Here is a 22919-nt window from a genome sequence, read left to right on the forward strand (position 1 = left end):
CAGCCCCTTTTCAGCCCCCTCTCAGGCCAACTCTTTGTCGTCACTGATGGGCCAAGGGGGGCGCCGGGCAGCCGGAGGTCAGATCATTCGGATGACATCCTTGCTGATGGCCAGAACATAGCCACGCTTGGCGATGTTTTTGACCAAAAGCTCGCTCACCATCTGATTGCCCAGCGTGTCGCGCAGGCGTTTGATCCTGGTGGCGCCTGCAGCCTCTTCGCAATCGCTGCTGTGCCGGCCGAAAATCACCGCCTCAATCTCGGCGCCAGACAGCACATCGTCATCCATACGCGCCTCGGCCAGCGCCGAGATTGACTCCATCGCTGCCGGAGTGAGCCTGAAGCCCATGTTGTTGAGGTAGACGGTATGTTCCTCGCGGCTGATCAGCAGTTCGGTCACCTGAATGCCGGAGCGTTCGATCTGGGCCATGCGACGGTTGAGCATCAGCAGCATGGCGAGAACCACCAGAGCCACGATCATCATGGCAGTGGCAAAGACCAGCAGCACAAAGATCACACCCCGGTAGCTGGCCAGTGTGTCGGCAAAGGCGGTGCCGGACTGGGCCAGAATCTCCAGCAGCCTGATCTCGGCCTGGCTTGTCAGGTCGTTTTCCACAAAGAGCTGTTCGACCCGGGCATTAAAGGCATTGGCATCGGGCAGGGTCAGCAGCAACACGGTGCCGGCAATGGCGAGAAGTGCGCCGATAAAGGCGATACCAAAGGCGATGATGCGGCTACCAGCAGTGCGGGCCTCAGAAACGGAGATAGTAGGGTCCGGCATTGGCCTTCCTTTGCTGCAGGCCTTCGGGGCCAAAAACCGCCATCACGTTCAACAGCGTCCAGCCAGCGGGCGCGATCCGGGACTGGATCTCTGCCTTGGCGGCGGCCTTTTTGCAGGCGCCGCTGATCTGGATCACCCCGTAGTGCAGTTTCAGGGGATTGTTCTGCTTGGCCTTGTAGTCGGCATAGCACTCGGCGGCCTGCGCCGGGGCACTCAGCACCAGCAGGGCCGTGCATAACAACGGTATGGCAAGGGAATGTTTCATGACCTTACCCTGCGCTTCATCGGGCTGATATTCAATAACAACGCAGGTTTGAGGCGGCGGTTATTCGATAGCAGGGCGCTGATATTGCCTGTCTTGAGGGGGCCGGGCCAGGTGAGGTCACAGGCTTTGATGCGGTGGATGATTTGCTGTGCACTGCGATCAATAAGGCCGGGACAACAACAGATTTGGAAAGGTTCCGACATGACACAGGACATGCGCCCTAAACAGCACCGCAAATTCATCGCCCTGATTCTGGCAGCCTCATTGGCCATCACAGGGGTCTCGGCGGTGCCGGCTCAGGCGGGGAGTGATGCGGGCAAAATATTCGCCGGACTGGCCGTTCTGGGCATTCTTGGAGCGGCTCTGCACGATCACAACACCCGTGATCATGGTGCAACCGTAACGGCTCCGCAGCCTCCGCACGGCGGGTACAGTCCTCCTCACTCACACCGCCCGCATCACCCGACCCCAAAGCCGCTGCCGCCGCGTTTTGGCCGCTATGACCTGCCTGCGAAATGCGTCAGGACCTTCCCGCGCTATAGCCTTAGCCACAATCTGGTGGGGGCAAACTGTCTGGAACGGAATGCCCAGCAGCTGAACAGGTTGCCACAGGCCTGCCGGGTGAGTTTTTGGACCGGTCGAAAAAATCGCGTGGCCTATAAGCCGCAATGCCTCAACCAGCATGGCTATCGCCTGGTGAACCGGTAAGGCACCCGCCGAAACGTGGCTGATGTGCAACAATTTTGGCAGAGTTTAAGGGGGCTTCGGCCCCCTACTTTTGGGACGCTTGCACGAAAAAATCAGGCCGGGCTTGCAAAACCTGCCGGGTTTGGTTTTGACAGGTGCTATGGAACATCCTGATGACAGCCTAGAAAACGCTGCCCGTGCCAAGGGCTTTTTGCGGATCGCCGGAGTAGACGAGGTGGGCCGCGGTCCTCTTGCCGGACCGGTCACGGCTGCGGCCGTTGTGCTCGATATGACGAGGCTGCCGCCGGGGCTGAATGATTCCAAAAAGCTGAGCGCAAAGAAACGTGCAGCCCTGGCCGAGGCGATCTGGGCCAGTGCCGAGGTCTCAGTCGCCGAAGCCAGCGTCGAAGAGATTGATTCCATTAATATTCTTCGGGCGTCGCATCTGGCAATGGAGCGCGCTGTGGCCGCATTGGACCCCGCCCCGGACTACCTGCTGATCGACGGCAATCTGATCCCCCGAGATCTCACCATTCAGGCCGAAGCAGTGGTCAAGGGCGACGGCAAATCAGTGTCGATTGCAGCCGCCTCAATCGTGGCAAAAGAAGCACGCGACAGCCTCATGGTGGATTTGGCGCAACAGTTTCCCGGATATGGCTGGGAGAGAAACGCAGGATATCACTCAAAGCAACACCCTGACGCCCTGGTCGAATTGGGGGTGACACCACATCATCGGCGTTCTTTCAAACCGGTACACAAGATATTGTATCAAGAGTGAACCGCAGTCCCCTGATCTAAAAAACAAATTGACCTCGAATCCCGGATAAATCATCCTGTGGATAACCAAAATGAGCGCAAAAATGCGCCGAGTGGTTTTGAGGCAGAGCAAATGACTAAAACAATAACGAAGGGCGCCGCGGCGCTCCCTTTGAACACGATTCTTGATGGTGACTGCATTGATGTGATGTCTGGTCTACCGTCCAATTCGGTCGATCTGATTTTTGCGGATCCGCCCTATAACCTGCAATTGAAAAACCAGCTGCACCGGCCCGACAACAGCAAGGCCGATGCGGTGGATGATCACGGGGACCAGTTTCCAGTTTTGCAGCCTATGATGATTTCACCAGTCGCTGGCTGCACCAGGCCCGCCGGATCCTAAAGCCAAATGGCTCGATCTGGGTGATTGGTTCGTATCACAACATCTTTCGCGTTGGCACGGCGATGCAGGACGAAGGCTTCTGGATCCTGAACGATGTGGTCTGGCGCAAATCCAACCCGATGCCGAACTTTCGCGGCAAGCGCTACACCAATGCCCATGAGACAATGATCTGGGCGTCAAAATCCGAAGGCGGCAAATATACCTTTAACTACGAGGCGCTTAAGGCCCTGAACGAAGGCATTCAGATGCGTTCGTACTGGGTGCTGCCCATCTGTACCGGCCATGAGCGGCTGAAGAACGAGAACGGCGACAAGGCGCATCCGACGCAAAAGCCGGAATCGCTGCTGCACCGCATTCTGGTGGGCTCTACCAATCCTGGTGATGTGGTTCTGGATCCCTTCTTTGGCACCGGCACCACCGGCGCTGTCGCCAAAATGCTGGGACGTGAGTTCATTGGCATCGAGCAGGAAGAAGCCTACCGCAAGGTGGCAACTCAGCGGATCAAATCGGTGCGCAAATTCGACCGCGAAGCGCTGCAGGTCTCGACCAGCAAACGGGCAGAGCCCCGGGTGCCCTTTGGCCAGCTGGTGGAGCGCGGCATGCTGCGTCCGGGCGACGAGCTTTATTCGATGAACCAGCGTCACAAGGCCAAGGTTCGCGCTGATGGCACCCTGATTGGTGACAATGTCAAAGGCTCGATCCATCAGGTCGGGGCGCATCTTGAAAACGCGCCCTCCTGCAATGGCTGGACCTATTGGTGTTTCAAACGTGACGGCCAGACTGTGCCGATCGACGTTTTGCGCCAGCAGATCCGGGCTGAAATGCAGAACTAGGCCTGCTTCCCCTTTTCAAATTACGACCAGAGTTAACCGACGGCACCTGTCCTTTGTCACAGGTGCCGCACCTTGCCCCGCCTTTTGGCGGGGCTTTTTTCATGCCGCAGCCAGGCTGGGGGATGTATGCTGGCACAAGAATGACTATCTTGGGCGCAGCAAAAGGGACCGCCTGATGACTGATACCTCTTTGATTTCGCCCAAGCCCGGTGTGATTGACATGACGCGGGCGACGGAGATCGAAGACACTCCTGAGACGCAATATGTCGTGGCGGCCTTGAAAAACCACAAGCGTGAAGGGCTGGAGCTGGCCGTCAGAGCGCGCTGGGTCGCCATGACGATCTTTGCGATCTTTGTTGTCTCGATACACCCAAAATTCGAAGTCATCTATCACGTTGGCATTATGGCGCTGCTCTGTTTGAATGGCTGGTTCATCCAGCGTGTCGGGCGTGTTGGCCGGTCGCGGGTTGAACTGTTGCTGATCTTTATTGACTTGTTGCTCATGACTGTCGGCATGGTCGGGCCGAACCCATTGAGCGTCGATGCTATGCCGCTGGCGATGCAATATCGGTTCGACAACTTCCTCTACTTCTTTGTGATCCTGGCCGTGGGGACCATGGCCTATTCCTGGCGCACGGTGATTGCCATTGGGGTCTGGACCTTTGTGATGTGGATGGCGGCGCTGGGCCTCGCCTGGTGGCTCACTCCGCCGACCCCTGGTCTCAGCGAGGCGGAGTGCGGCCTTTGGCGCCGATTCGGATCTGATTAAATTCCTCGATCCCAACAGCTTTATGCTGCAGTTGCGGATACAGGAGGTCATTGTCTTTCTCATCGTGGCGATCACTCTGGCGATATCGGCGCGCCGTGCCAATACATTGCTGTTGACGAACGCCGGGCTTGAGCGCGAACGCGCCAACCTGTCACGGTATTTCTCGCCCAATGTGGTCGATCAGCTGTCGCAGAATGATGAGCCGCTGAAGCAGGTGAAAATCCAGAATGTCGCGGTGTTGTTCATTGATATTATTGGCTTTACAAGACTGGCGGCCGGGCGGGATCCACATGAGGTGATTGCCCTGTTGCGCGGTTTTCACGGGCGCATGGAGCGCGAGGTTTTCCGCCATAGCGGCACACTGGACAAATACCTGGGCGACGGTTTGATGGCGACCTTTGGCACCCCCTCTGCCGGAGATCGCGATGCCAGCAATGCGCTGGAATGTGCATTGGCAATGCAAGAGGTCCTGACTGTCTGGAACCGCGAGAGGCGCCGTCTGGGCGAGCCCGAGATCCAGGCGGGCATCGGGATCCACTATGGTGAAACCCTGCTGGGTGATATTGGCGCCAACCGGTTAGAGTATGCGGTGATCGGCACTGCGGTGAACGTCGCGGCCCGGCTGGAAGAGATGACCCGGCGGCTGCAGACCCCCATTGTGATGAGCGATGATTTGCGGCTGCAGAGCCTGCAGGAATTGCCAGGAAGCGATCTGGCCCGCGGGTTTGACTGCCATCCGGATCAGGACGTGCGCGGCCTGGATGAGCCAATGAAAGTCTGGGCCAAACGCTGATGCTCTTGCTGCAAAAGGCGGCGACAGTGTTCCATTTTTCCAGGCTGCGGCCTGCTGTTTGCTAGGCGCGCGGCATCGGCGTTTTTGCCTTGTTGTAGGCGCTCCAGTCCGTGATCTCGGGGTAATACATCTGCCGCCACCGCCGCACACGCGGGTTCATCATCCGGCGCCACAGCGGCGGCAACATCGCGGCCATTGTCATCACCGGATAGCCATAGGGCAGCTGCGGCGCATCCGAAGGCGTATGGTTTTGCAGCAGCGGAAAGCGCCGGTCGGGGCGATAATGATGATCCGAGTGGCGTTGCAGATTGATCAACAACCAGTTTGAGGCCTTGTGGGCGGCATTCCAGGAATGATGCGGGCGCACATGCTCGTATTTCCCTTCACCCAGATGTTTGCGGGTCAGCCCGTAGTGCTCGACATAGTTCACCAGTTCCAGCTGCCAGATGGCAACACCCGCCTGCACCAGAAACAGCACCAGACCCGTGAGACCGCCTAATGCGATGGCCAGCAGCAGCATCACCGCCTGCAGCGCCCAGTAGCGAAAGAACGGGTTCTTGCGGCTGGTCCAGGGCAGTTTCTTTTTCGCCAGCTTTTCACGCTCGGCGCGAAAGGCGGACTGCCAGCATTGCCGCAATACACGGGGGTAGTAGCGGTGAAAGCCCTCGTTGTAGCGCGCTGTGACCGGATCGCGCGGGGCGCCAACATAGCGGTGGTGCACCAGCAGATGCTCCGAGCGGAAATGCGAATAGAGCACCATGGCCAGCAGCAGATCCGCCAGATTACGCTCCAGCCGGTTGCGCTGGTGCATCAGTTCATGACTGTAGTTGATGCCAATGGTGCCGGTCACCACGCCCACGCCAAAAAAGACGCCGAACTTTTCCAGCCTGGACAAATGGCTGCCGTCACTGACGTAGTAAATCACACCAAAGAGGCTGATGAACTGCAGCGGCACCCAGGCCGTAGTCAGCCTGCGATACCAGTCGAGATCCTCTTCCGGGGTCATGGGGTCGGCATTCTCAAGGTTCAGCCCCAGCACGCCGTCAAGGGCGGCAAAAAGATACCAGGTCACCAGCGGCGGCAACAGGAGGACCCAGCCTCCGAACAGCGCGGCACTCCAGATCAGCGGCAACAGCAGAAAGGAGATCCAGAAGGGCAGGGCGGATTGCCAGCGTGGAAGAATGTCAGCGGCGATCATCAATCAGTCTCCAAAACCAATGACCTGGATCAGGCCAGATGAGATATGGCAGAGACTAGGCTGGTTTGTCCCGAAACCCAAGGGGCCGAAGTGGCGACCAAATGTGGCAGCCCGCGCCGATCAGCCCTGGGCTGGATTAAAGTCAGAGCCGGACCAGAGGTCAAAGGCTTTGCGCATCACGGTTGGCAGCTCGCTGGGCTGGAACACATGACGCGACAGCACCTCCTGCCCGGGAGTGATGTTAAACCCCTCGGGCAATTGCGCCACTTTCACCTGCAGGATGAGATGGAAATGGGTGAAGGTATGGCGCACTTCACCGCCCAGATCCTGCCAGTCGGCCTCAAAGGGCGCGCGCTCTTCCGGTGCCTCGTTCCAGTCGGATCCGGGCCAGCCCAGCATACCGCCCAAAAGCCCCTTGTCCGGGCGGCGCTCGAGCAGCCAGCAGCCCTCGCTGCTGCGGGCAAGATAGGCCGCCCCCAGTCGGGTGGGTTTGGGCTGTTTTGGCGTCTTTTTTGGCAGCTCAGCGGCGGTGCCCGCCAGCCGCGCCTGACAGGGCGCGCGCCAGGGGCAGATGCCAAAGGCCGGGTTTTTGGGAGAGCAGATGGTGGCGCCCAGATCCATCACCGCCTGGGCATAGTCGCCGGGTCGTGCCACTGGGGTGAGCGTTGCTGCGTGCTGTTTCAGCACCGGTTTCACCCCGGGCAAGGGGGCATGAATGTTGTGCAGTCGCGCCATCACCCGCTCCACATTACCGTCGAGCACGGTTTCCGGCAGATCAAAGGCAATCGAGGCTACGGCGGCAGCCGTATAGGGGCCCACCCCGGGCAGTTTCAGCAGGGCGTCATAGCTGTCTGGGAACTGGCCATCCAGATCAGTGGCAACCACACGGGCACATTTCAGCAGATTGCGCGCCCGGGCATAGTAGCCAAGGCCGGCCCATTCCCCCATGACCTGCGCATCCTCGGCGGCGGCCAGATCCTGAACGCTGGGCCAGCGCCGGGTAAACCGCTGGAAATACTCGGTCACGGCGGCCACGGTTGTTTGCTGCAGCATCACTTCGCTGAGCCAGATGCGATAGGGATCGGGTCTTGCGCCGCGGGCACGATCCGCAGGTGAGGTGCGCCAGGGCATGGCGCGGGCATTGCGATCATACCAGGCCAGCAGCTCTGGGGCCAAATGCTCGGGCGCCAAATGATCCGGGGATCTGTCTAAATCACGCATTCTTTACCCCTTTGACGTGGTGGTTTTGCTGGCCTCTGTAAGAGGACCCTTTACAATAGGGTGATCAGTCAAGCAAAACCAGAATAATGGCATTTAGGCGCAGCAGCACACGCGGGTTCGCACGAACCTCCCGGCTCCTCAACGAGCAGATCCGTAAAGCGGGCGAAAGCCGTGGCTTTGCGGTCTCGCGTCTGCTCACCCATTGGGAAGAGATCGCCGGCAGCGATATTGCCGCCATCGCTCGGCCGGTCAAGGTCGGCTATGGCCGCAGCGCCTTTGGCGCCACCCTTACAGTGCTGACCAATGGCGCCAACGCGCCAATATTGGAGATGCAAAAAGAGCGGCTGCGCGAAAAGGTGAATGCCGTTTATGGCTATAACGCCATTTCCAAGGTTTGGATCACCCAGACGGCACCCATTGGTTTCTCTGATGGCCAGGTAGAGTTCAAACATGCCCCCAAGGTGCAAAAGCTGGCGCAGGCGGATCCCCAGGATCAGGCCGAGGCAGCAAAGGCGGCCAAGGGGGTTGAAAACGAAGATCTGCGCGCCGCGCTTGAGCGGTTGGGGCGCAATGTGCTGACAAAACAAAAAACTCAACGAAAGGGGTATGAATGACCCGTCTCATGTCTGGTGTTTTTGCTGCGGTGGCGCTTGCTGCCGGAGCCTATGCGGTAACAGGGTACAACAGCCAAACCCGGCTGCCCGAAAATCCTCTGATTGGTGCCGCCTCTGCACAAGAAGCCGAGATCGATACCTCGACCATCACCGAAATGGTCCTTGGCGCCGAAGATGCGCCGGTGACCATGATCGAATATGCCTCTTATACCTGCACGCATTGCGCCAATTTTCACACCGGCGTCTTTAAGCAGCTGAAAGAAGAGTATATCGACACCGGCAAGATGAAACTCATCTACCGCGAAGTCTATTTTGACCGCTATGGTCTCTGGGCGTCGATGATCGCGCGCTGTGGTGGCCCCGAGAAATTCTTTGGCATCAGCGATCTGATCTACAAGGGCCAGTCTGACTGGACCCGTGCCGGTGGCGCCTCCGAGATCATTGACGCGCTGCGCAAGATCGGCGGCCTGGCGGGACTTGAAAAAGAGACGCTTGAGGCCTGCCTGCAGGACGGCACCAAGGCCCAGACGCTGGCGGCCTGGTATCAGGAAAACGCCACCGCAGACGGTATCCAGTCGACGCCCTCTTTCCTGCTGAACGGCACCAAGATCGAGAATCAGTCCTACGAGAAATTCAAGGCGCTGATTGATGCCGAGCTCGACAGCTAACAGGCATTAGCCTGAAGAGAGCTGACCAGACCAGTCAAAGCCCGAGGGAGACCTCGGGCTTTTGTCGTTCAGGCTACGTGCTATGAGGGCTGCCCCTAGGGTGGCGGCGGCGCAATCTCCCTGAGACGCGCCATCAGGCTCTCGGCCTGAGCTATCTGCAAACGCACCGGCAGGGTGATCACCTTGTTGCGAAAACTGTCGGGCAGGCGCACGGCGTCTTTCTCGGTGGTAACCAGCTGCGCGCTCTGCAGCCGCGCTTCGGCCTCAAGCCTGTTCATCAGAGCCGTAGACAGCGGCTGGTGATCCTCCAGCGCCTCGGCCCGGATGATCCGGGCTCCAAGGTCGCGCAGGGTGTTGAAAAACTTTTGCGGATGGCCAATGCCGGCAAAAGCCAGAACTGGCGTGTCCTGCCAGGGCATACCTGTCTGCAATGGCTCCAGTGCGGCCTGCACATGCGGCAGCCCCAGCAGTTTATCCTGCCACAGCTGCGAAAACGCGTCCTGGGCGCGCGAGTTGCCAATCGAGAGCACCACATCCGCCCGCAACAGGCCGCGCGGCACAGATTCGCGCAGGGGTCCTGCAGGCAGGCAGCGACCATTGCCAAAGCCCCGCGCGGCGTCCACCACCACCAGCGACAGATCCTTGATCACGCTGGGGTTCTGAAACCCGTCGTCCAGCACAATGACGGTCGCTCCCGCCGTCTCAGCGGCCCTGCAGCCTGCCGCCCGGTCGCGCGAGACCCAGACCTCGCCAAAGGCTGCCAGCAACAAGGGCTCATCGCCGCAGTCGCGGGCGCGGTGTTTGCCGGGGTCAACGGCCACCGGCCCCGTCAGCGCGCCGCCATAGCCGCGGCTGACCACATGTGGCTCGTGGCCCATGTTGCGCAGGGCCTCCAGCAGCCAGATCACGGTTGGCGTCTTGCCAGTCCCGCCGGCATTCAGGTTGCCAACGCAGATCACCGGCACCTGCGCACGGTAGCCCTGGGTGTCGCGCAGCCTTTTGGCGGTGACCGCTGCATAGAGCCAGCCCAGCGGCGCCAGCAGGCTGGCGCGCAGATCAAAGGCCTGTGGGGGTTTGTTCCAAAACTCAGGGGGACGCATTTTTTTCCTCGCGCAGGTCCAGCATATCCTGAATCCTGTCAATCAATTGGTCGGTCATCACTGCGCCCTCGGTCACCGCCGCCCAGCCCGCCAGCGCCATTTCTGCGGCCAGATCCGGAGCCGAGAGGTGAATAACCATCTCTGCCAGCTCCTGAGCGCTGTTCACTTGCTCTGTTGCCTGCACCTGCGACAGCTGGTCGTAGATCTGCTGATGGGTGCCATTGCCCGGCCCATGCAACACAACCGAGCCCAGCGCCAGCGCATCCAGCGGGCTTTGGCCCGGCATCTCGGGGAGCAGGCTGGAGGCCAGCAGGGTGATCGGCGCCAGCCGATACCACAGGCCAAGATTGTCGCTGTCTGTGATCAGAACCTGGGTATAATCATTCGGCTCTTCACCCGCCTCGCGATCGGCACATTGCAGACCCCGCGTGTGCAACAGGCTACGGGTTCGGTCGCGACAATCCGGGCTGTCCAGCGCAATCACCAGCAACAACCGGTGCAACAGCCTCAGGGCGGTGCGATGCGCATCCAGCAGGCTGGGCAGCTCTTCCAGGCGGACCCGCGCCGCCAGCCAGACCGGGCGACTGCCCAAGCTCTGTTGCAGGGCGTTCAGCTCATCGTGGTTGCAGCTGGGGGGCAGGGTAGAGATCCGCAGCGGGCCGGTCAGCTGGACGCGCTCGGGCAAAAGATCCCCCCGCAGCAACTGGCTGCGCACCGCCTTTGAGGGGGTGAGCACCGCGTCAAAGCCGCTGAACATGCGGTGACGTTGGTCGGGGAGCCAGCGCAGCTTGCGGGCCGGTAGCTCCATTTCGCGAATATCCAGCAGCAGCGCTGAGACCCCCTGTTCCCGCATTTGCCGCAACAGCCCCCGCCGCAACTCACCTCCGGCCCAAAGACACAGATCGGGACGCCACCGGGTCAGGAAGGCCTTGGCTTCTGCAGATTGGTCGGCAGGCAGCGGGCCAAGCGCGAAATCGCAGCCTTCAGTCGCGGGCACCTCTCCCATCCCGGCTTCCCAGGTTGCCAGCACAACCAGATCAGGACGCATGGATTTCAGCCGGTGCCAGATGTCACAAAGCGCCAGATAGCGCTGTAGTGTGGTGGCATGGATCCACAGGACTTCGCCGGGGGGGCGCATCAGAGACTGAGGCTCAGTCATGTTGCATATGCAGGGCCATGACCGCTCATCATCGCCCCGGAATGCCAGGGCCCTGTGGATCCAGCGCCTGCAGCAGGGCCAGATGTGCACCGGGGGTGGCGGCCAGGACCCCTTCCAGCAAAGGGGTGGGGTTGTTGAACCTCAAAGAGCCGCCCAAACGGTCGCTGGTGAGGCCGCCTGCCTCGCGCAGGATCAGGTCTCCGGCGGCGATATCCCACTCCCAGCTGCGGCGCAGGGGGAGCATGGCGCTGTAGCGCCCATCCGCCACCCGGGCCAGCCGGTAGGCCAGCGAAGGGCGGTATCTGACCTGAAAACCCGGGGCGGCCCCGCCCAGCCAGTGGCGGCTGTGGAGGTTTGGTTTGGCGGTAAGAACCTTTGCCTGCTCTAAGGCCATGCGCGGGGCCACGGTGATGGGCGTGCCATTGCCAAAAGCCCCCATCCCCCTGGCGGCGGGATACATCAGTTCGCGCTGCGGCAGGAAAATCACGGCAGCGGTGATCTCTCCGCGCGTGGCCACCGCCAGCGAGTGGGCCCAGGTGGTTGAGCCCTCGGCAAAACTGCGGGTGCCATCAATGGGGTCGACGATAAAGACGCGGTCTTTGCTGAGGCGGGCCGCCGTGTCCTCGCTCTCTTCTGACAGCCAGCCATAGTCGGCGCGCGCCTGTGGCAGCATCTCTTCCAGCATGGCATTGACCGCGAGATCGGCCTCGGTGACAGGTCCCTGACCACCCGGTTTGTCCCAGCGCCGGGCAGCGGGGCCAGAGTATTTCAGGGCAATGTCACCAGCCGCCTCGGCGGCGCGGGTCAGGAGGGTGAGGTCGTCAGCTGCCGGCAAGGGTCATTCCTTCGACCAGGAGCGAGGGCACCACCCGCGACAGATAGCTCCGCGCATCATTGGCCGGAATGATCCGCATCAGCATATCGCGCAGGTTGCCGGCGATGGTGCATTCATTGACCGGATAGGCGATCTCACCGTTCTCGACCCAGTAGCCGGCCGCGCCACGGGAATAGTCGCCGGTATTGGCGTTGATGGTGGATCCGATCAGCGAGGTGACCAAAAGGCCGGTCCCCATCGCGGCGACCAGTTCCTCACGGCTTTGCTCTCCCGGTGTCAGGGCGACATTCCAGTTTGACGGCGAGGGAACCGATCCAATGCCGCGCGCCGCATTGCCGGTGCTTTGCAGCCCCAGTTTCTGGCCTCGGCCAAGATCCAGCGTCCAACCTGTCAGCACGCCCTCTGCCACGATGCTGCGCCTCTGCGTGGCAAGGCCTTCGCCATCAAAGGGCCGCGAGCCGGAAATGCGGGGCCGGTGCGGGTCTTCAATCACCGAAAGCGCCTCTGGCAGCCCCAGCTCTCCCAGCGAGTCCTGCAGCCAGGAAGAGCCACGGGCAATGGCCGCGCCGTTGGAGGCGGCCAGCACATGCCCGATCAGCGAGGAGGAGACCCGTTCGTCAAACAGCACCGGATAGCCGCCGGTCTGGGGGCGACGGGCATTCAGGCGCGCCACGGCACGTTCTCCGGCGCTGCGGCCAATGTCGCCGGGACTGCGCAGATCCGCCTGAAAGCTGCGGGAATCACCGTCGGAGTCACGCTCCATTTCAGTTCCAGTCCCGGCAATTGCCGTACAGGAGGTGGAGCGACCAGTGCGCTGGTAGCCGCCGGCAAACCCGTTGGAGGTGGCCAGATAGATCGCGCTATGGCCATAGCCGGCCGCGGCGGACTGCACCTGGCTGACGCCCTCAATGGCATGACAGGCCGCCTCGGCCTCCAGTGCATTTTGCTGCAGAGACTCGGGAGAGGGCGCGTCGCTTGGATCACAAAGCTGCAGCGCGTCGATATCCCAGGACTGGGCCAGCTGATCTGCGGCGGCAAGGCCGGTATAGGGATCCTCAGGCGCCTCACGGGCCATGGCAACGGCGCGTTCGGCCATGGCAGTCATGGGTTCCGGGCGGCTGTCGGACGAGGACACCAGAGCCTGACGCTGGCCAATAAAGACTCGCAGCCCCAGATCGGTTCCTTCCGAACGCTCGGCGTGTTCCAGTTTGCCCTCGCGGACCTCGATGCTGAGAGAGCTGCCTTCGGTTGCCATGGCATCGACGCCATCGGCACCGGCACGTTTGGCGGCATCAATCAGGGCTTGGCAAAGCGCTTGCGGGGACTGGGTCATGGGCACCTACTGAAATTGAGTTGCAACAAGAGCTAGCCAGACCCGGCAGCTGCTGCAAGGGCGTGGCACAAAAAAGGGCCGCACGCGGCGGCCCTGAAGGAGATTTATTGCTGTAAAAGCCGGGCTTATTTGATGCGCTGACCATTGGCGTGGATTTTGCCGTCCTCAGAAACCTGGATTTCCGATGTCAGAGTGTCTTCGCCGTCGCCGGGCACGCCGAACATACCCATCATCATCCGCGCGCCCATGGCGTCGCTGTCACTGAGCAAGCCCATTGTGATCAGGCTGTCGATCAGAGTATTGGCGCCTTCCAGCTGGATATTGGCGACGCCTTCAGGGGCTGGCATGCCGTCAAAGGTCGCCAGATCTTCGTTGTTGAAGGTGAAATCACCGGTGCCGGTCAGTTTTGCGCCCGCAGCAGAGACCAACAGCTGTTTTATGCTGACAGCGTTCAGCTCACCGGGGTCTTGTTCGCCATCTTCGAGCGCCTCAACCGCCTTTGGGTCAAACATATCGAACAGCAGTTTGCCCTTGCCTGCGAGATCCAGAACAATCGTGGCCGGATCATGCGGCAGGGTGCCGGTGGGATCCACCATCCCCCAAAGCATGTCAGGAACCGCAAAATCGCGCAGGGTGATGCCGAGGCCAAAATCCTGCTCTTCATCGGAAGGGTTGACCGGCATCAGCAGTTTAAAGCCGGTTTCCGCCATGGTGAGCGCCAGCGGGAAGGGGATCTCGGAACCGGAGACATCTATCGTGATGTCGCGCTGACCAACATCATAGGACAGGCCCTCTGCGCTCATGGTTACGCCGAAATTGCCGCCCTTAGAGCTGGTCTGCATATCAAAACTGTCGCTGCCAGTGACAGAAATCGCGCTGTTGCCGCCGGAATAGGCAAGGTCCGCGTCAACATTAAAGCCTGCCTTGACCAGATCGAGCAGCAGCGGATTTTCCAGACCGGTTGGAATGACGCTGACCCCTTTGCCGGTGAGGTTCTGAATGCTGCCCGTGATTGTGCCCCTGTCATCCGAATCGGTGTCTTTGAAATTTATATCATAGCTGAGCTCGGCCACCGACATCGCCTGATCATAGCTGCGCTGACCCGCAATCTGCATGTTTGTCTTGGACGAGATCTCATTCAGCACAACGGACATAGACAGGTGATCGGCCGGGATATCTTTGCCGTCAGCATTGATTTTGCCCAGCGTGACCGTGGCTGTGCTGGAGGCATAGTCATAGGCCATCGCAGAGGTATCACCAGAGACCACCATCGGCGCGCCATCGTGGCTGTATATAATCTCGACCGAGAATTTTTCGCCGTCGCCTTCACCTGCAACAGCCATTGGGAATTCTTTGGGCAGCAGCACATTGACGGTGCCATCGCCATTTTCGACAAATTCAATCGCGGCCATCGTCAGATCAAAGCTCTCCCCGTTTTCCGGGATCGGCATGGTCATCGAGATGTCACTGACCGTGAGCACATTGCCCGACTGGGATTCGGTGCCGGTCACGGTGTAGCCTGTGCCGGTCATATAGGCTTTCCAGTCAGACCAGACATCCTGGGCGCTGACATCGGCAAAAGCACCTTGGGCGGAAATAATCAGGACCGCAGCGGCGCTCGTACCGCGCGCGAGGAAAACTGTCATGGGATAACCTTTCTGCAAAACTGCAAATTTAATGGGCATATGGTCAACTGCATGCTTTGTGGGGTCAAGGGGGCCTAGGGCTGGACCGTTCCCCCCAAGCAGTTTACCACAACCGCAAAGAGCGAATTTGGAGACTAATCTGATGGATATCAAGGGTAGAACAGTTGTCATCACCGGTGCCAGCCGGGGCATAGGCGCAGATGCGGCGCGGGTTTTTGCAGCAGCAGGTGCCAATCTGGCCTTGCTGGCAAGGAGCGCCGACAGTCTCGCGGCACTGGCCGAGGAGATCGGCGGAAACACGCTGGCCTTTGCCTGTGATGTCTCACAGCCTGCCGCCGTGGCCGCAGCGCTGCAAAAGGCGCATGAGGCGTTCGGCAGTCTTGATATTCTGATCAACAATGCCGGGGTCATCGACCCGATTGCCCGTATCGAAGACTCGGACCCCGAGGCCTGGGGCCAGCTGATGGATATCAACATCAAGGGCGTCTTCAACGGCATCCATGCCGCGCTGCCGCTGATGAAATCGGGCAATGGCGGCACCATTATCAATATCGGCTCTGGCGCGGCCTATAACGCACTGGAAGGTGGAGCGCTTATTGTACGTCAAAGGCCGGTGTTTTGATGCTGACCCGTGCGCTGCACCTGGAAGAGGGCGACAATGGCATCCGGGTTCTCAGCCTGTCGCCGGGCACCGTTGCCACCGAGATGCAGCGTAAGATCAAATCCAGCGGCATCAACCCGGTGAGCCAGATTGACTGGAACGATCATGTTCCCGCTGAATGGCCTGCCAAAACCCTGCTGTGGATGTGCAGCGCCGATGCCGATGAATTCCGCGGCCAGGAGATCGCCCTGCGTGAGGACAGCATTCGCCGCCGGGTTGGCCTGATATGATTGACCTCGACATCTCTGATGCCGGGCTCTGGACTGTCACCCTCAACCGCCCGGAAAAGGCAAACTCGCTGACCGCAGCGATGCTTGAGGAACTGGTAGAGATTGCAACCCGGGCGCAGGTGGCGCGCGGGTTCATTCTGACCGGCACAGGCAAGGTCTTTAGTGCCGGCGCCGATCTGGATGAGGCCCGCGCCGGGCTTGCCACCTCAACGGTCTGGGAGCGTCTGTCAGCAGCGGTGGCGGATCTGCCCTGTCTCAAGATTGCGGCCCTCAACGGCACGCTGGCAGGGGGGGGCAACGGCATGGCGCTGGCCTGCGACATACGCCTTGCGGTGCCGACGGCCAAGGTTTTCTACCCGGTGATGAAGCTGGGCTATCTGCCGCAGCCCTCGGATGCCGGCCGGATGGCGGCGCTGATTGGGCCGGCCCGCACCAAGATGATTTTGGCGGCAGGCCAAAAGGTTGAGGCCCCCGAGGCCTGCGCCTGGGGTCTGATAGACCGTCTGGTAGAGCCTGAGGCACTGATGGATCAGGCCCGCGCGCTGCTGGATGACGCGCTGGCCGCGAGGCCCGAGGTCGCCAGCGGTATTCTGGCCATGTGCCGGGGCTGACCGCTGGGCTGTCATAGGGGTGCTGGCCTGACCTGTTGCTGAACTGACCTGTTGCCGGTCTGAGCTGCTGCCGCCGACCTGTTGCCGGCCTGAGCAGCAGCGCGCCTGATCTGTTTCCCACCCTCGTCTTTTGTGCGCATCTGCCGTAGATGCGGTGCAAAGGCACGTTGGTACGAGGGTGACATGGATCAGGATCAGGTTTGGGATGCAGTGGTGATTGGTGGCGGGCCTGCCGGGTTGATGGCTGCGGCTGAGATCGCCGCAGCTGGCCACCGGGTTTTGCTGGTCGAAGCCAAGCCCTCCTTGGGGCGCAAGTTTCTGATGGCCGGCAAATCCGGCCTCAACCTCACCAAGGATGAACCTCTCAAGCAGCTTTTGCCGCACTACGGCGCCGCTGCCAGGGCTTTGACGCCGATGGTCACTGGCTTTGGCACCGAGGCCATCCAGGCATGGGCGCGAGGTCTTGAGCAAGAGCTGTTCACCGGCTCTACTGGCCGGGTGTTTCCGCAAAAAATGAAGGCCTCGCCGCTGCTGCGCGCCTGGTTGGCGCAATTGGACAGCTTGGGTGTGACCTGGCGCAGCCGCTGGCGCTGGACTGGCTGGGCAGGGGGTGGTGGACACGAGAATGCGCTGTGTTTTGACACGCCAGAGGGGCCGCAGAAAATCAAGGCGCGCATAACAGTGCTGGCGCTGGGCGGTGCCAGCTGGGCGCGGCTGGGCTCGGACGGGGCCTGGGCTGATCAGCTGGCGGCGCGCGAGGTGGCGCTGGCACCGTTCAAGCCCGCCAATGTTGGGCTGCTGATTGACTGGTCGGCACATATGCATCCGCATTTTGGCCAGCCGGTGAAGGGTGTAAAATGGCAGGCGGGAAAGATCTGGGCGCGCGGTGAGGCGGTGATCTCGGCGCGGTGTCTTGAAGGGGGCGGGATCTATACGGTCAGTGCGGCTGTGCGGGACGGGGCGGCGCTTAGCGTTGATTTGCTGCCGGATCTTGGCCAGACAGAGCTCGTTAGCCGTCTGGCGCGCGGGCGTGGCAAATCCAGCCTGACAAACCATTTGCGCCGGGTTGTGAAGCTGGGGCCTGCCCGCACCGCGCTGTTGCAGGAATTTGGCCGCCCTCTGCCTCAGGATCCAAATGAGCTTGCGGCGCTGATCAAGGCGCTGCCGGTCAAACATGCCGGGCTGCGTCCTATGGATGAGGCGATCTCGACCGCCGGCGGGGTGGATTGGTCCGCGCTGAACGCCGATTTGATGCTGACAAAAATCCCCGGCACCTTTTGCGCCGGGGAGATGCTGGACTGGGAGGCGCCGACCGGCGGCTACCTCCTCACGGCGTGTTTTGCCACCGGACGCTGGGCCGGACAGGGCGCAGTGCGCTATCTGGCAGCCGACTGAGAGATCTGGCCAGTCAGCTATTGCGGGCTATTGTCGGCTATTTTGCCAGCGCAGCAGCGCGTTGATGGGCCGGGCGCGCCCGCATTGCCTTGGCGTAGTCCAGCGCGATCTGGCTTTCGATGGGAAATTTGGCGCCAGAGGCCCAGTTCAGACAGTGGGTCAGGACGATGTCGGCGATGGTGAATGCATCTCCCATCACAAAGGGGCCTTTGATCTTCTGTTCTATCCGGCCGAGGTTGCGGGAAAACTCCCACTTCAGGCTCGGCTTGATCTCGGGCCCCCGCTGCTCCTTTGGCAGGGCAAAGCTATGGGCGGGCGGCGGTCCAGAGCACCGCGTCCAGCTCATCGAGGCACAGCTGCGTCATCGAGTCCTGACGGGCCCGCGCCAGCGGGCCGGCGGGGGCGGTGAGTGCTCCATGTTTGTCCGCAAGATAGGTGAGGATCGCCGTTGAGTCGGTCAGGGTCTCGCCGTCCTCCTGCAGCACCGGCACCTTGCCCGACGCGTTGAGCGCCAGCACCTCGGGGCTTTGTGGTGACGCCGGGTTCAGCTCGTAGGGCAGGCCCATTTCTTCCAAAGCCCAGATCACCCGAAAGGTTCGGGTCATCGGATTGCCAGTAACGGTATACATGCAGGTCTCTCCCTATTTGCTGTGCTGCGCAGGATGGCGGCTGGGAAGGAGAGGTCAAGCCCGGATCAGGGCGCGATGAGGCCATTGACCGCAAAGCGCGATTGCGGGTGTGATTACCGTGCGTGACTAACGGGCGTGATTAGCGGGCGCGGCCCAGCATGGCCAACCGGATCAGGGCGCGCTCCATCAGGGCCAGCGCCGGTGCCGTCTGGCCTGCCGAGCGCAGCATAAGATCGGTGTCCGTCAGGATGGTCAGGGCGCGTTGCAGACGGTCAGCGCCCCAGTTCTGGGCTTGGCGCAACACCCGGTCGCGGCGTTTACCATAGAGCGGCGGGCGCAGAGCGCCGATGCCCTGGGCTGGCCCGCCGGGCGCGGCGGCGACGGTATACAGCGTGCGAAAATGTCGGGTGGCGCCGATGCAGAGCGTCACCGCATTGGTGCCCTGCGACTGCAACCGGCTGATCAGCGGGCCGATCTCTGGCGTGCGCCCCTCGGCCACCACGTTGAGCACATCATCCAGTGCCGCTTCGGTGGATTGCGGCGCCACGGCCTGAATGTCATCCAGCGACAAGGCAGTGTCATCGTCATATTTATACAGCGACAGTTTTTCGATCATGCGGGAGAAATCGCCGTGGCCAATGTCATTGGCGATATCCGTCAGCGCCGACATGCTGTCGGTTGGCACATCGCTAATGTGCGCCGCGCTTAGAATGCGCTCTATCTCAGCCCGCGATGGCGGGTCATCATAGATGCCTGTGGCATAGGCGTTTGAATGCGTCTCAAAGCCTTTGCGCAGTTTCGAGGTCGCCTTGAGCTGACCAGCCGTGACCACAATCTGCGCATCTCCCGGCTGCCATTCTTCAAGGGCGGCCAGAATGGCGGGGGCGGCGGTGGCATTGGCCTCTTCGACAAACACGGCGCGGGCGCCAGGGAAGAAGCCAACGGCCTTTACCGCATCCAACAACTGGGCCGGCTCTTTGCGCAGATCACTGCCTGACATCCGTGTCAGGCGCATTTCCTCATCCGCCGTGGGGCCAAGAAGGGCGGCGAGCATCTGCTGTCGTTTCAGCGCCACCCGCATGGCATCGGCGCCGTAGATCAGCAGACCGGTCTTTTTGGGATCGGGCTTGCCACAATAGGCATCCGTGTCGCGGGGCGAGAGCTTCATTCGGCGCTGGCGGTGATATCCGCAGTTGCAAGCAGGCGGGCGGTGATCTGGTCCGCAAGGATGCGCATCAGGCGCTCAAAGGCGTCGCGTCACCAGCCAGCGTTTCAACAGTGGATCCCGTGGCGGAATAGCCGGTGAAATTGCTCTCGGTGCCGCTGGAGATCACCATGCCATCTGACAGCCGGATCAGGCTGTAGCCAGCCGCGCCGAGAATTGAATAGCGGGTGATCGAGTTGTCGGCGGTGATGGCCTGCCCTTCCGAGCGGGTCGATAGCGTCAGGTTAAGCTGGTAGTTGCCAGAACTGCTGCGCCCCAGACGTTGTTCCAGGTCGCGGACGAGAAAATAGGCATTTGAATCGCCGGTGGCGTCTGCCTGATCCGGCACCGGGATCACGACCTGGCCGTAGAGCGCATTGCCGCCGCCGACCGGGGCATAGACCGGCGTAAAGCCACAGGCACTGGCCACCAAAGCGGCGGCCAGAGTGAGGGTTAGCAGAGGGCGTTTAAGCAACGACATTGACGATACGACCGGGCACCACGATCACCTTTTTCGGGGCACCACCATTCAGCGCCTTTTGCACAGCTTCGTGCGCCAGCGCGAGTTTTTCAACCTCTGCTTTGTCGAGATCGGCGGCCCCGGTGATTTCACCGAGGCGTTTGCCATTGATCTGGATGGGCAGGGTAACGCTTGCCTCGACCAGCATGGCCTCATCGGCGACCGGCCAGGGTGCCGTGGTGATCAGACCGGTCCCGCCCTGATGCGCCCAGATGTCCTCGGACAGGTGCGGTGTCATGGGGGACATCAGCTGCGCCAGCACCATGATGGCTTGTTTTTGCGCCGCTTGTCCGGCCTTGGATTTGGCCAGAGCGTTAGTAAAGGCATAGAGCCGCGCGATGGAGGCGTTGAAGCCAAAGCTTTCGACACCAAGGGTCACATCGCGGATCGCCTTGTGCATCTCGCGCAGCAGCTCTTCGTCACCCTGACCTGCGGCACCGGGCTCCATCGCGGCGATCTTGTCGCAGAGCTTCCAGACGCGGTTCAGGTGCTTATAGGCGGCCTCGGGTCCCGAGGCGGTCCATTCCCCGTGCCGTTCGGGAGGGGAATCAGACAGCACGAACCAGCGGGCGGTATCCGCGCCATAGGCCGAGATGATGCTGAGCGGGTCGACCACGTTGTTCTTGGATTTCGACATCTTGGCCGAGGGGATCACTGTGACCTCAGCACCGCCCTCTTTCAGGAAGGCGCGCCCGTCCCGCAACTCCACCTCTTCTGGGTAGTAATAGGTGGATTTTGAGTACGCAGGCAGTCTTGCGTTGGAATCGTTGGAATTCCAGTCGGTGTCCTTGTGGAAGACATTTTCTGTACTCTTATAAATCGCATGGGTCACCATGCCCTGGGTGAACAGGGCATCGAATGGCTCTTTGGCGCTGTCGGGCAGATGGCCGCAGATGTTCATGGCGCGGGCAAAAAAGCGCGAATACAGCAGATGCAGGATCGCATGCTCAACGCCGCCGATATACTGGTCGACGTTCATCCAGTAGGCGGCTTCCTCCAGATCGGTCGGCGTCTCGGCGTGTGGTGCGGTAAAGCGGGCAAAGTACCAAGACGAGTCAACAAAGGTGTCCATGGTGTCGGTTTCACGCTGGGCGGGCTTGCCACAGGCGGGGGAGGCGCAGTTGCGCCAGCTGGGGTGACGGTCCAGCGGGTTGCCGGGCACCGAGAAATCAATCGCCTTGCCGTCTTCATCATAGGGCAGCGCGATGGGCAGGTTTTCTTTCTTTTCCGGCACAACACCACAGTCGGCGCAATGCACCACCGGGATAGGGCAGCCCCAATAGCGCTGACGCGACAGGCCCCAGTCACGCAGGCGGAATTTGGTGACGCCTTCGCCCCAGCCTGCCTGTTCCGCAAAGTCGACAGTGGCGTTGATGGCCTCTTCGCCGGTGGCCTCGGTGAGGCCGGCAAAATGGTCGACCCAGCGCACCTTTTCCGATTTGGCGGGCACCAGGGCCTCGTTGGCAACCGGTGCGGCGTCATCGGGCATGAAAAAGGCGTTGAGCACGGGCAGGTCATATTTGCGGCAGAAATCCAGATCGCGCTGATCATGGGCCGGGCAGGCAAAGATCGCGCCGGTGCCATAGTCCATCAGGATAAAGTTGGCGATCCAGACCGGCAGCTCCCAATCCGGGTTCAGCGGGTGTTTCACCCGAATGCCAGTGTCATAGCCCAGCTTTTCTGCCGTCTCGATGGCCTCTTCGGTGGTGCCCCCCTTGCGGCATTCCGCAACAAAGGCGGCGACCTCTGGAGAGGATTTCTCCAGCTCTTTGGCGATGGGGTGATCCGGCGAGATGCCCACAAAGGACGCGCCCATCAGGGTGTCGGGGCGGGTGGTATAGACCTCAATCGCCTCTCCACCGTCGCAGCGCTCAAAGCCGAACTGCAGCCCGCGGGACTTGCCGATCCAGTTTTCCTGCATCAGGCGCACCTTGGCGGACCAGTTGTCCAGCCCGTCCAGCCCCGACAAAAGCTCTTCCGAGTAGTCGGAGATCTAAAAGAACCACTGCGTCAGCTCACGCCGCTCTACCAGCGCGCCCGAACGCCAGCCGCGTCCCGCCTCGACCTGCTCGTTGGCCAGAACGGTCATGTCGACCGGATCCCAGTTCACCACGGCATTTTTGCGATAGACCAGACCTTTGTCCAGAAAGTCCAGGAACAGCGCCTGCTGCTGGCCATAGTATTCCGGATCACAGGTGGCAAATTCACGCGACCAGTCGAGCGAGAGGCCAAGCGGCTTCATCTTCCTCTTTCATCGCGGCAATATTGGCGTAGGTCCAGTCCTTGGGATGGCCACCAGAGGCCATGGCGGCGTTTTCCGCAGGCATTCCAAAGGCATCCCACCCCATAGGGTGCAGCACGTTGTGGCCGGTCGACATTTTGTAGCGCGCCACAACATCGCCCATTGTGTAGTTGCGCACATGGCCCATATGCAGCTTCCCCGAGGGGTAGGGGAACATCTCAAGCACATAGTACTTTTCTTTGCCGGGCCTGCGCTCGGCTTGAAAAATACCAGCTTTGGTCCAGGCTTTTTGCCATTTTGCTTCGATTTCGGTGGCAGCGTAGCGCGACATCACAAGAGGTCCTTTAAGAATGAAAACGCCGGGTGG

16 protein-coding genes and 6 pseudogenes are annotated in these 22919 nt (G+C 60.9%); 9 read left to right on the plus strand and 13 right to left on the minus strand.

Annotation, left to right across the window (positions count from 1 at the left end; translation table 11 throughout):
- Positions 1-78: 78 nt before the first annotated feature.
- Both B4968_RS00455 and B4968_RS00460 read right to left on the minus strand, forming a co-directional pair.
- Positions 79-780, minus strand: coding sequence for a winged helix-turn-helix domain-containing protein (locus tag B4968_RS00455; RefSeq protein ID WP_083095741.1), 702 nt, complete (start codon positions 778-780; stop codon positions 79-81).
- On the minus strand, positions 752-1045 hold the full coding sequence (locus B4968_RS00460; protein WP_083095743.1) for a hypothetical protein: 294 nt from the start codon (positions 1043-1045) through the stop codon (positions 752-754). The genes B4968_RS00455 and B4968_RS00460 overlap by 29 nt, the downstream gene beginning before the upstream one ends.
- A 201-nt stretch (positions 1046-1246) precedes the next feature.
- Between B4968_RS00460 and B4968_RS00465 the strand changes: the two genes are divergently transcribed.
- The 4 genes and pseudogenes from B4968_RS00465 (at position 1247) to B4968_RS26000 (ending at position 5286) form a co-directional block, all read left to right on the plus strand.
- On the plus strand, positions 1247-1753 hold the full coding sequence (locus B4968_RS00465) for a hypothetical protein (RefSeq protein WP_173907517.1): 507 nt from the start codon (positions 1247-1249) through the stop codon (positions 1751-1753).
- A 139-nt stretch (positions 1754-1892) separates the two neighbouring features.
- On the plus strand, positions 1893-2510 hold the full coding sequence (rnhB, locus tag B4968_RS00470; RefSeq protein WP_083095745.1) for a ribonuclease HII: 618 nt from the start codon (positions 1893-1895) through the stop codon (positions 2508-2510).
- 111 nt (positions 2511-2621) lie between these two features.
- Positions 2622-3724, plus strand: a pseudogene (locus tag B4968_RS00475) (site-specific DNA-methyltransferase).
- Positions 3725-3899: 175 nt separating this feature from the next.
- Positions 3900-5286 (plus strand): annotated as a pseudogene (locus B4968_RS26000) (adenylate/guanylate cyclase domain-containing protein).
- Between the two features lie 61 nt (positions 5287-5347).
- Here the strand turns inward: B4968_RS26000 and B4968_RS00485 are convergent.
- Together B4968_RS00485 and B4968_RS00490 are read right to left on the minus strand one after the other, a co-directional pair.
- The gene (locus B4968_RS00485; protein WP_083095746.1) at positions 5348-6484 is read right to left on the minus strand and encodes an alkane 1-monooxygenase; all 1137 of its coding nucleotides are present in this window, start codon (positions 6482-6484) and stop codon (positions 5348-5350) included.
- Positions 6485-6604: 120 nt separating this feature from the next.
- A complete protein-coding gene (locus B4968_RS00490; RefSeq protein WP_083095748.1) occupies positions 6605-7705 on the minus strand; it encodes an A/G-specific adenine glycosylase in 1101 nt (366 codons plus the stop codon).
- An 86-nt stretch (positions 7706-7791) separates the two neighbouring features.
- Here B4968_RS00490 and B4968_RS00495 point away from each other — a divergent pair, with 86 nt between their 5' ends.
- Both B4968_RS00495 and B4968_RS00500 read left to right on the plus strand, forming a co-directional pair.
- On the plus strand, positions 7792-8319 hold the full coding sequence (locus tag B4968_RS00495) for a DUF721 domain-containing protein (protein WP_083095750.1): 528 nt from the start codon (positions 7792-7794) through the stop codon (positions 8317-8319).
- Positions 8316-8987 (plus strand): DsbA family protein, encoded by a 672-nt coding sequence (locus B4968_RS00500; RefSeq protein ID WP_083095751.1) that lies wholly within the window; start codon positions 8316-8318, stop codon positions 8985-8987. The genes B4968_RS00495 and B4968_RS00500 overlap by 4 nt, the downstream gene beginning before the upstream one ends.
- Positions 8988-9082: 95 nt before the next feature.
- On the opposite strand, the gene lpxK is transcribed toward B4968_RS00500, so the two are convergent.
- The 5 genes from lpxK to B4968_RS00525 form a co-directional block, all read right to left on the minus strand.
- Positions 9083-10087 (minus strand): tetraacyldisaccharide 4'-kinase, encoded by a 1005-nt coding sequence (gene lpxK, locus B4968_RS00505; protein ID WP_083095753.1) that lies wholly within the window; start codon positions 10085-10087, stop codon positions 9083-9085.
- Positions 10074-11246: a 3-deoxy-D-manno-octulosonic acid transferase gene (locus tag B4968_RS00510; protein WP_083095755.1), complete on the minus strand. Its 1173-nt coding sequence runs from the start codon at positions 11244-11246 to the stop codon at positions 10074-10076. The genes lpxK and B4968_RS00510 overlap by 14 nt, the downstream gene beginning before the upstream one ends.
- A 28-nt stretch (positions 11247-11274) precedes the next feature.
- A complete protein-coding gene (locus B4968_RS00515; RefSeq protein WP_083095756.1) occupies positions 11275-12081 on the minus strand; it encodes an inositol monophosphatase family protein in 807 nt (268 codons plus the stop codon).
- The gene (locus B4968_RS00520) at positions 12068-13414 is read right to left on the minus strand and encodes a TldD/PmbA family protein (RefSeq protein ID WP_083095757.1); all 1347 of its coding nucleotides are present in this window, start codon (positions 13412-13414) and stop codon (positions 12068-12070) included. The genes B4968_RS00515 and B4968_RS00520 overlap by 14 nt, the downstream gene beginning before the upstream one ends.
- Positions 13415-13539: 125 nt before the next feature.
- On the minus strand, positions 13540-15060 hold the full coding sequence (locus tag B4968_RS00525; RefSeq protein WP_083095856.1) for a DUF2125 domain-containing protein: 1521 nt from the start codon (positions 15058-15060) through the stop codon (positions 13540-13542).
- Between the two features lie 142 nt (positions 15061-15202).
- Between B4968_RS00525 and B4968_RS00530 the strand changes: the two are divergent.
- From B4968_RS00530 to B4968_RS00540, 3 genes and pseudogenes are all read left to right on the plus strand, one after another.
- A pseudogene (locus tag B4968_RS00530) lies at positions 15203-15951 on the plus strand (SDR family oxidoreductase).
- A complete protein-coding gene (locus B4968_RS00535) occupies positions 15948-16562 on the plus strand; it encodes an enoyl-CoA hydratase/isomerase family protein (protein WP_083095759.1) in 615 nt (204 codons plus the stop codon). The pseudogene B4968_RS00530 and the gene B4968_RS00535 overlap by 4 nt, the downstream one beginning before the upstream one ends.
- Positions 16563-16745: 183 nt before the next feature.
- Positions 16746-17957: a TIGR03862 family flavoprotein gene (locus B4968_RS00540; RefSeq protein ID WP_083095760.1), complete on the plus strand. Its 1212-nt coding sequence runs from the start codon at positions 16746-16748 to the stop codon at positions 17955-17957.
- A gap of 37 nt (positions 17958-17994) precedes the next feature.
- On the opposite strand, the pseudogene B4968_RS00545 reads toward B4968_RS00540, so the two are convergent.
- From B4968_RS00545 to leuS, 4 genes and pseudogenes are all read right to left on the minus strand, one after another.
- Positions 17995-18586: pseudogene (locus tag B4968_RS00545) on the minus strand (glutathione S-transferase family protein).
- Between the two features lie 139 nt (positions 18587-18725).
- On the minus strand, positions 18726-19754 hold the full coding sequence (gene holA, locus B4968_RS00550) for a DNA polymerase III subunit delta (protein WP_083095762.1): 1029 nt from the start codon (positions 19752-19754) through the stop codon (positions 18726-18728).
- Positions 19751-20271 (minus strand): annotated as a pseudogene (gene lptE, locus B4968_RS00555) (LPS assembly lipoprotein LptE). Before lptE ends, holA begins: the two are co-directional and overlap by 4 nt.
- Positions 20258-22883, minus strand: a pseudogene (gene leuS / locus B4968_RS00560) (leucine--tRNA ligase). Before leuS ends, lptE begins: the two co-directional pseudogenes overlap by 14 nt.
- Positions 22884-22919: the final 36 nt, after the last annotated feature.

Origin of the sequence: Pseudophaeobacter leonis (genome assembly GCF_002087335.1) — a bacterium.
Taxonomy (GTDB): Bacteria; Pseudomonadota; Alphaproteobacteria; order Rhodobacterales; family Rhodobacteraceae; genus Pseudophaeobacter; species Pseudophaeobacter leonis.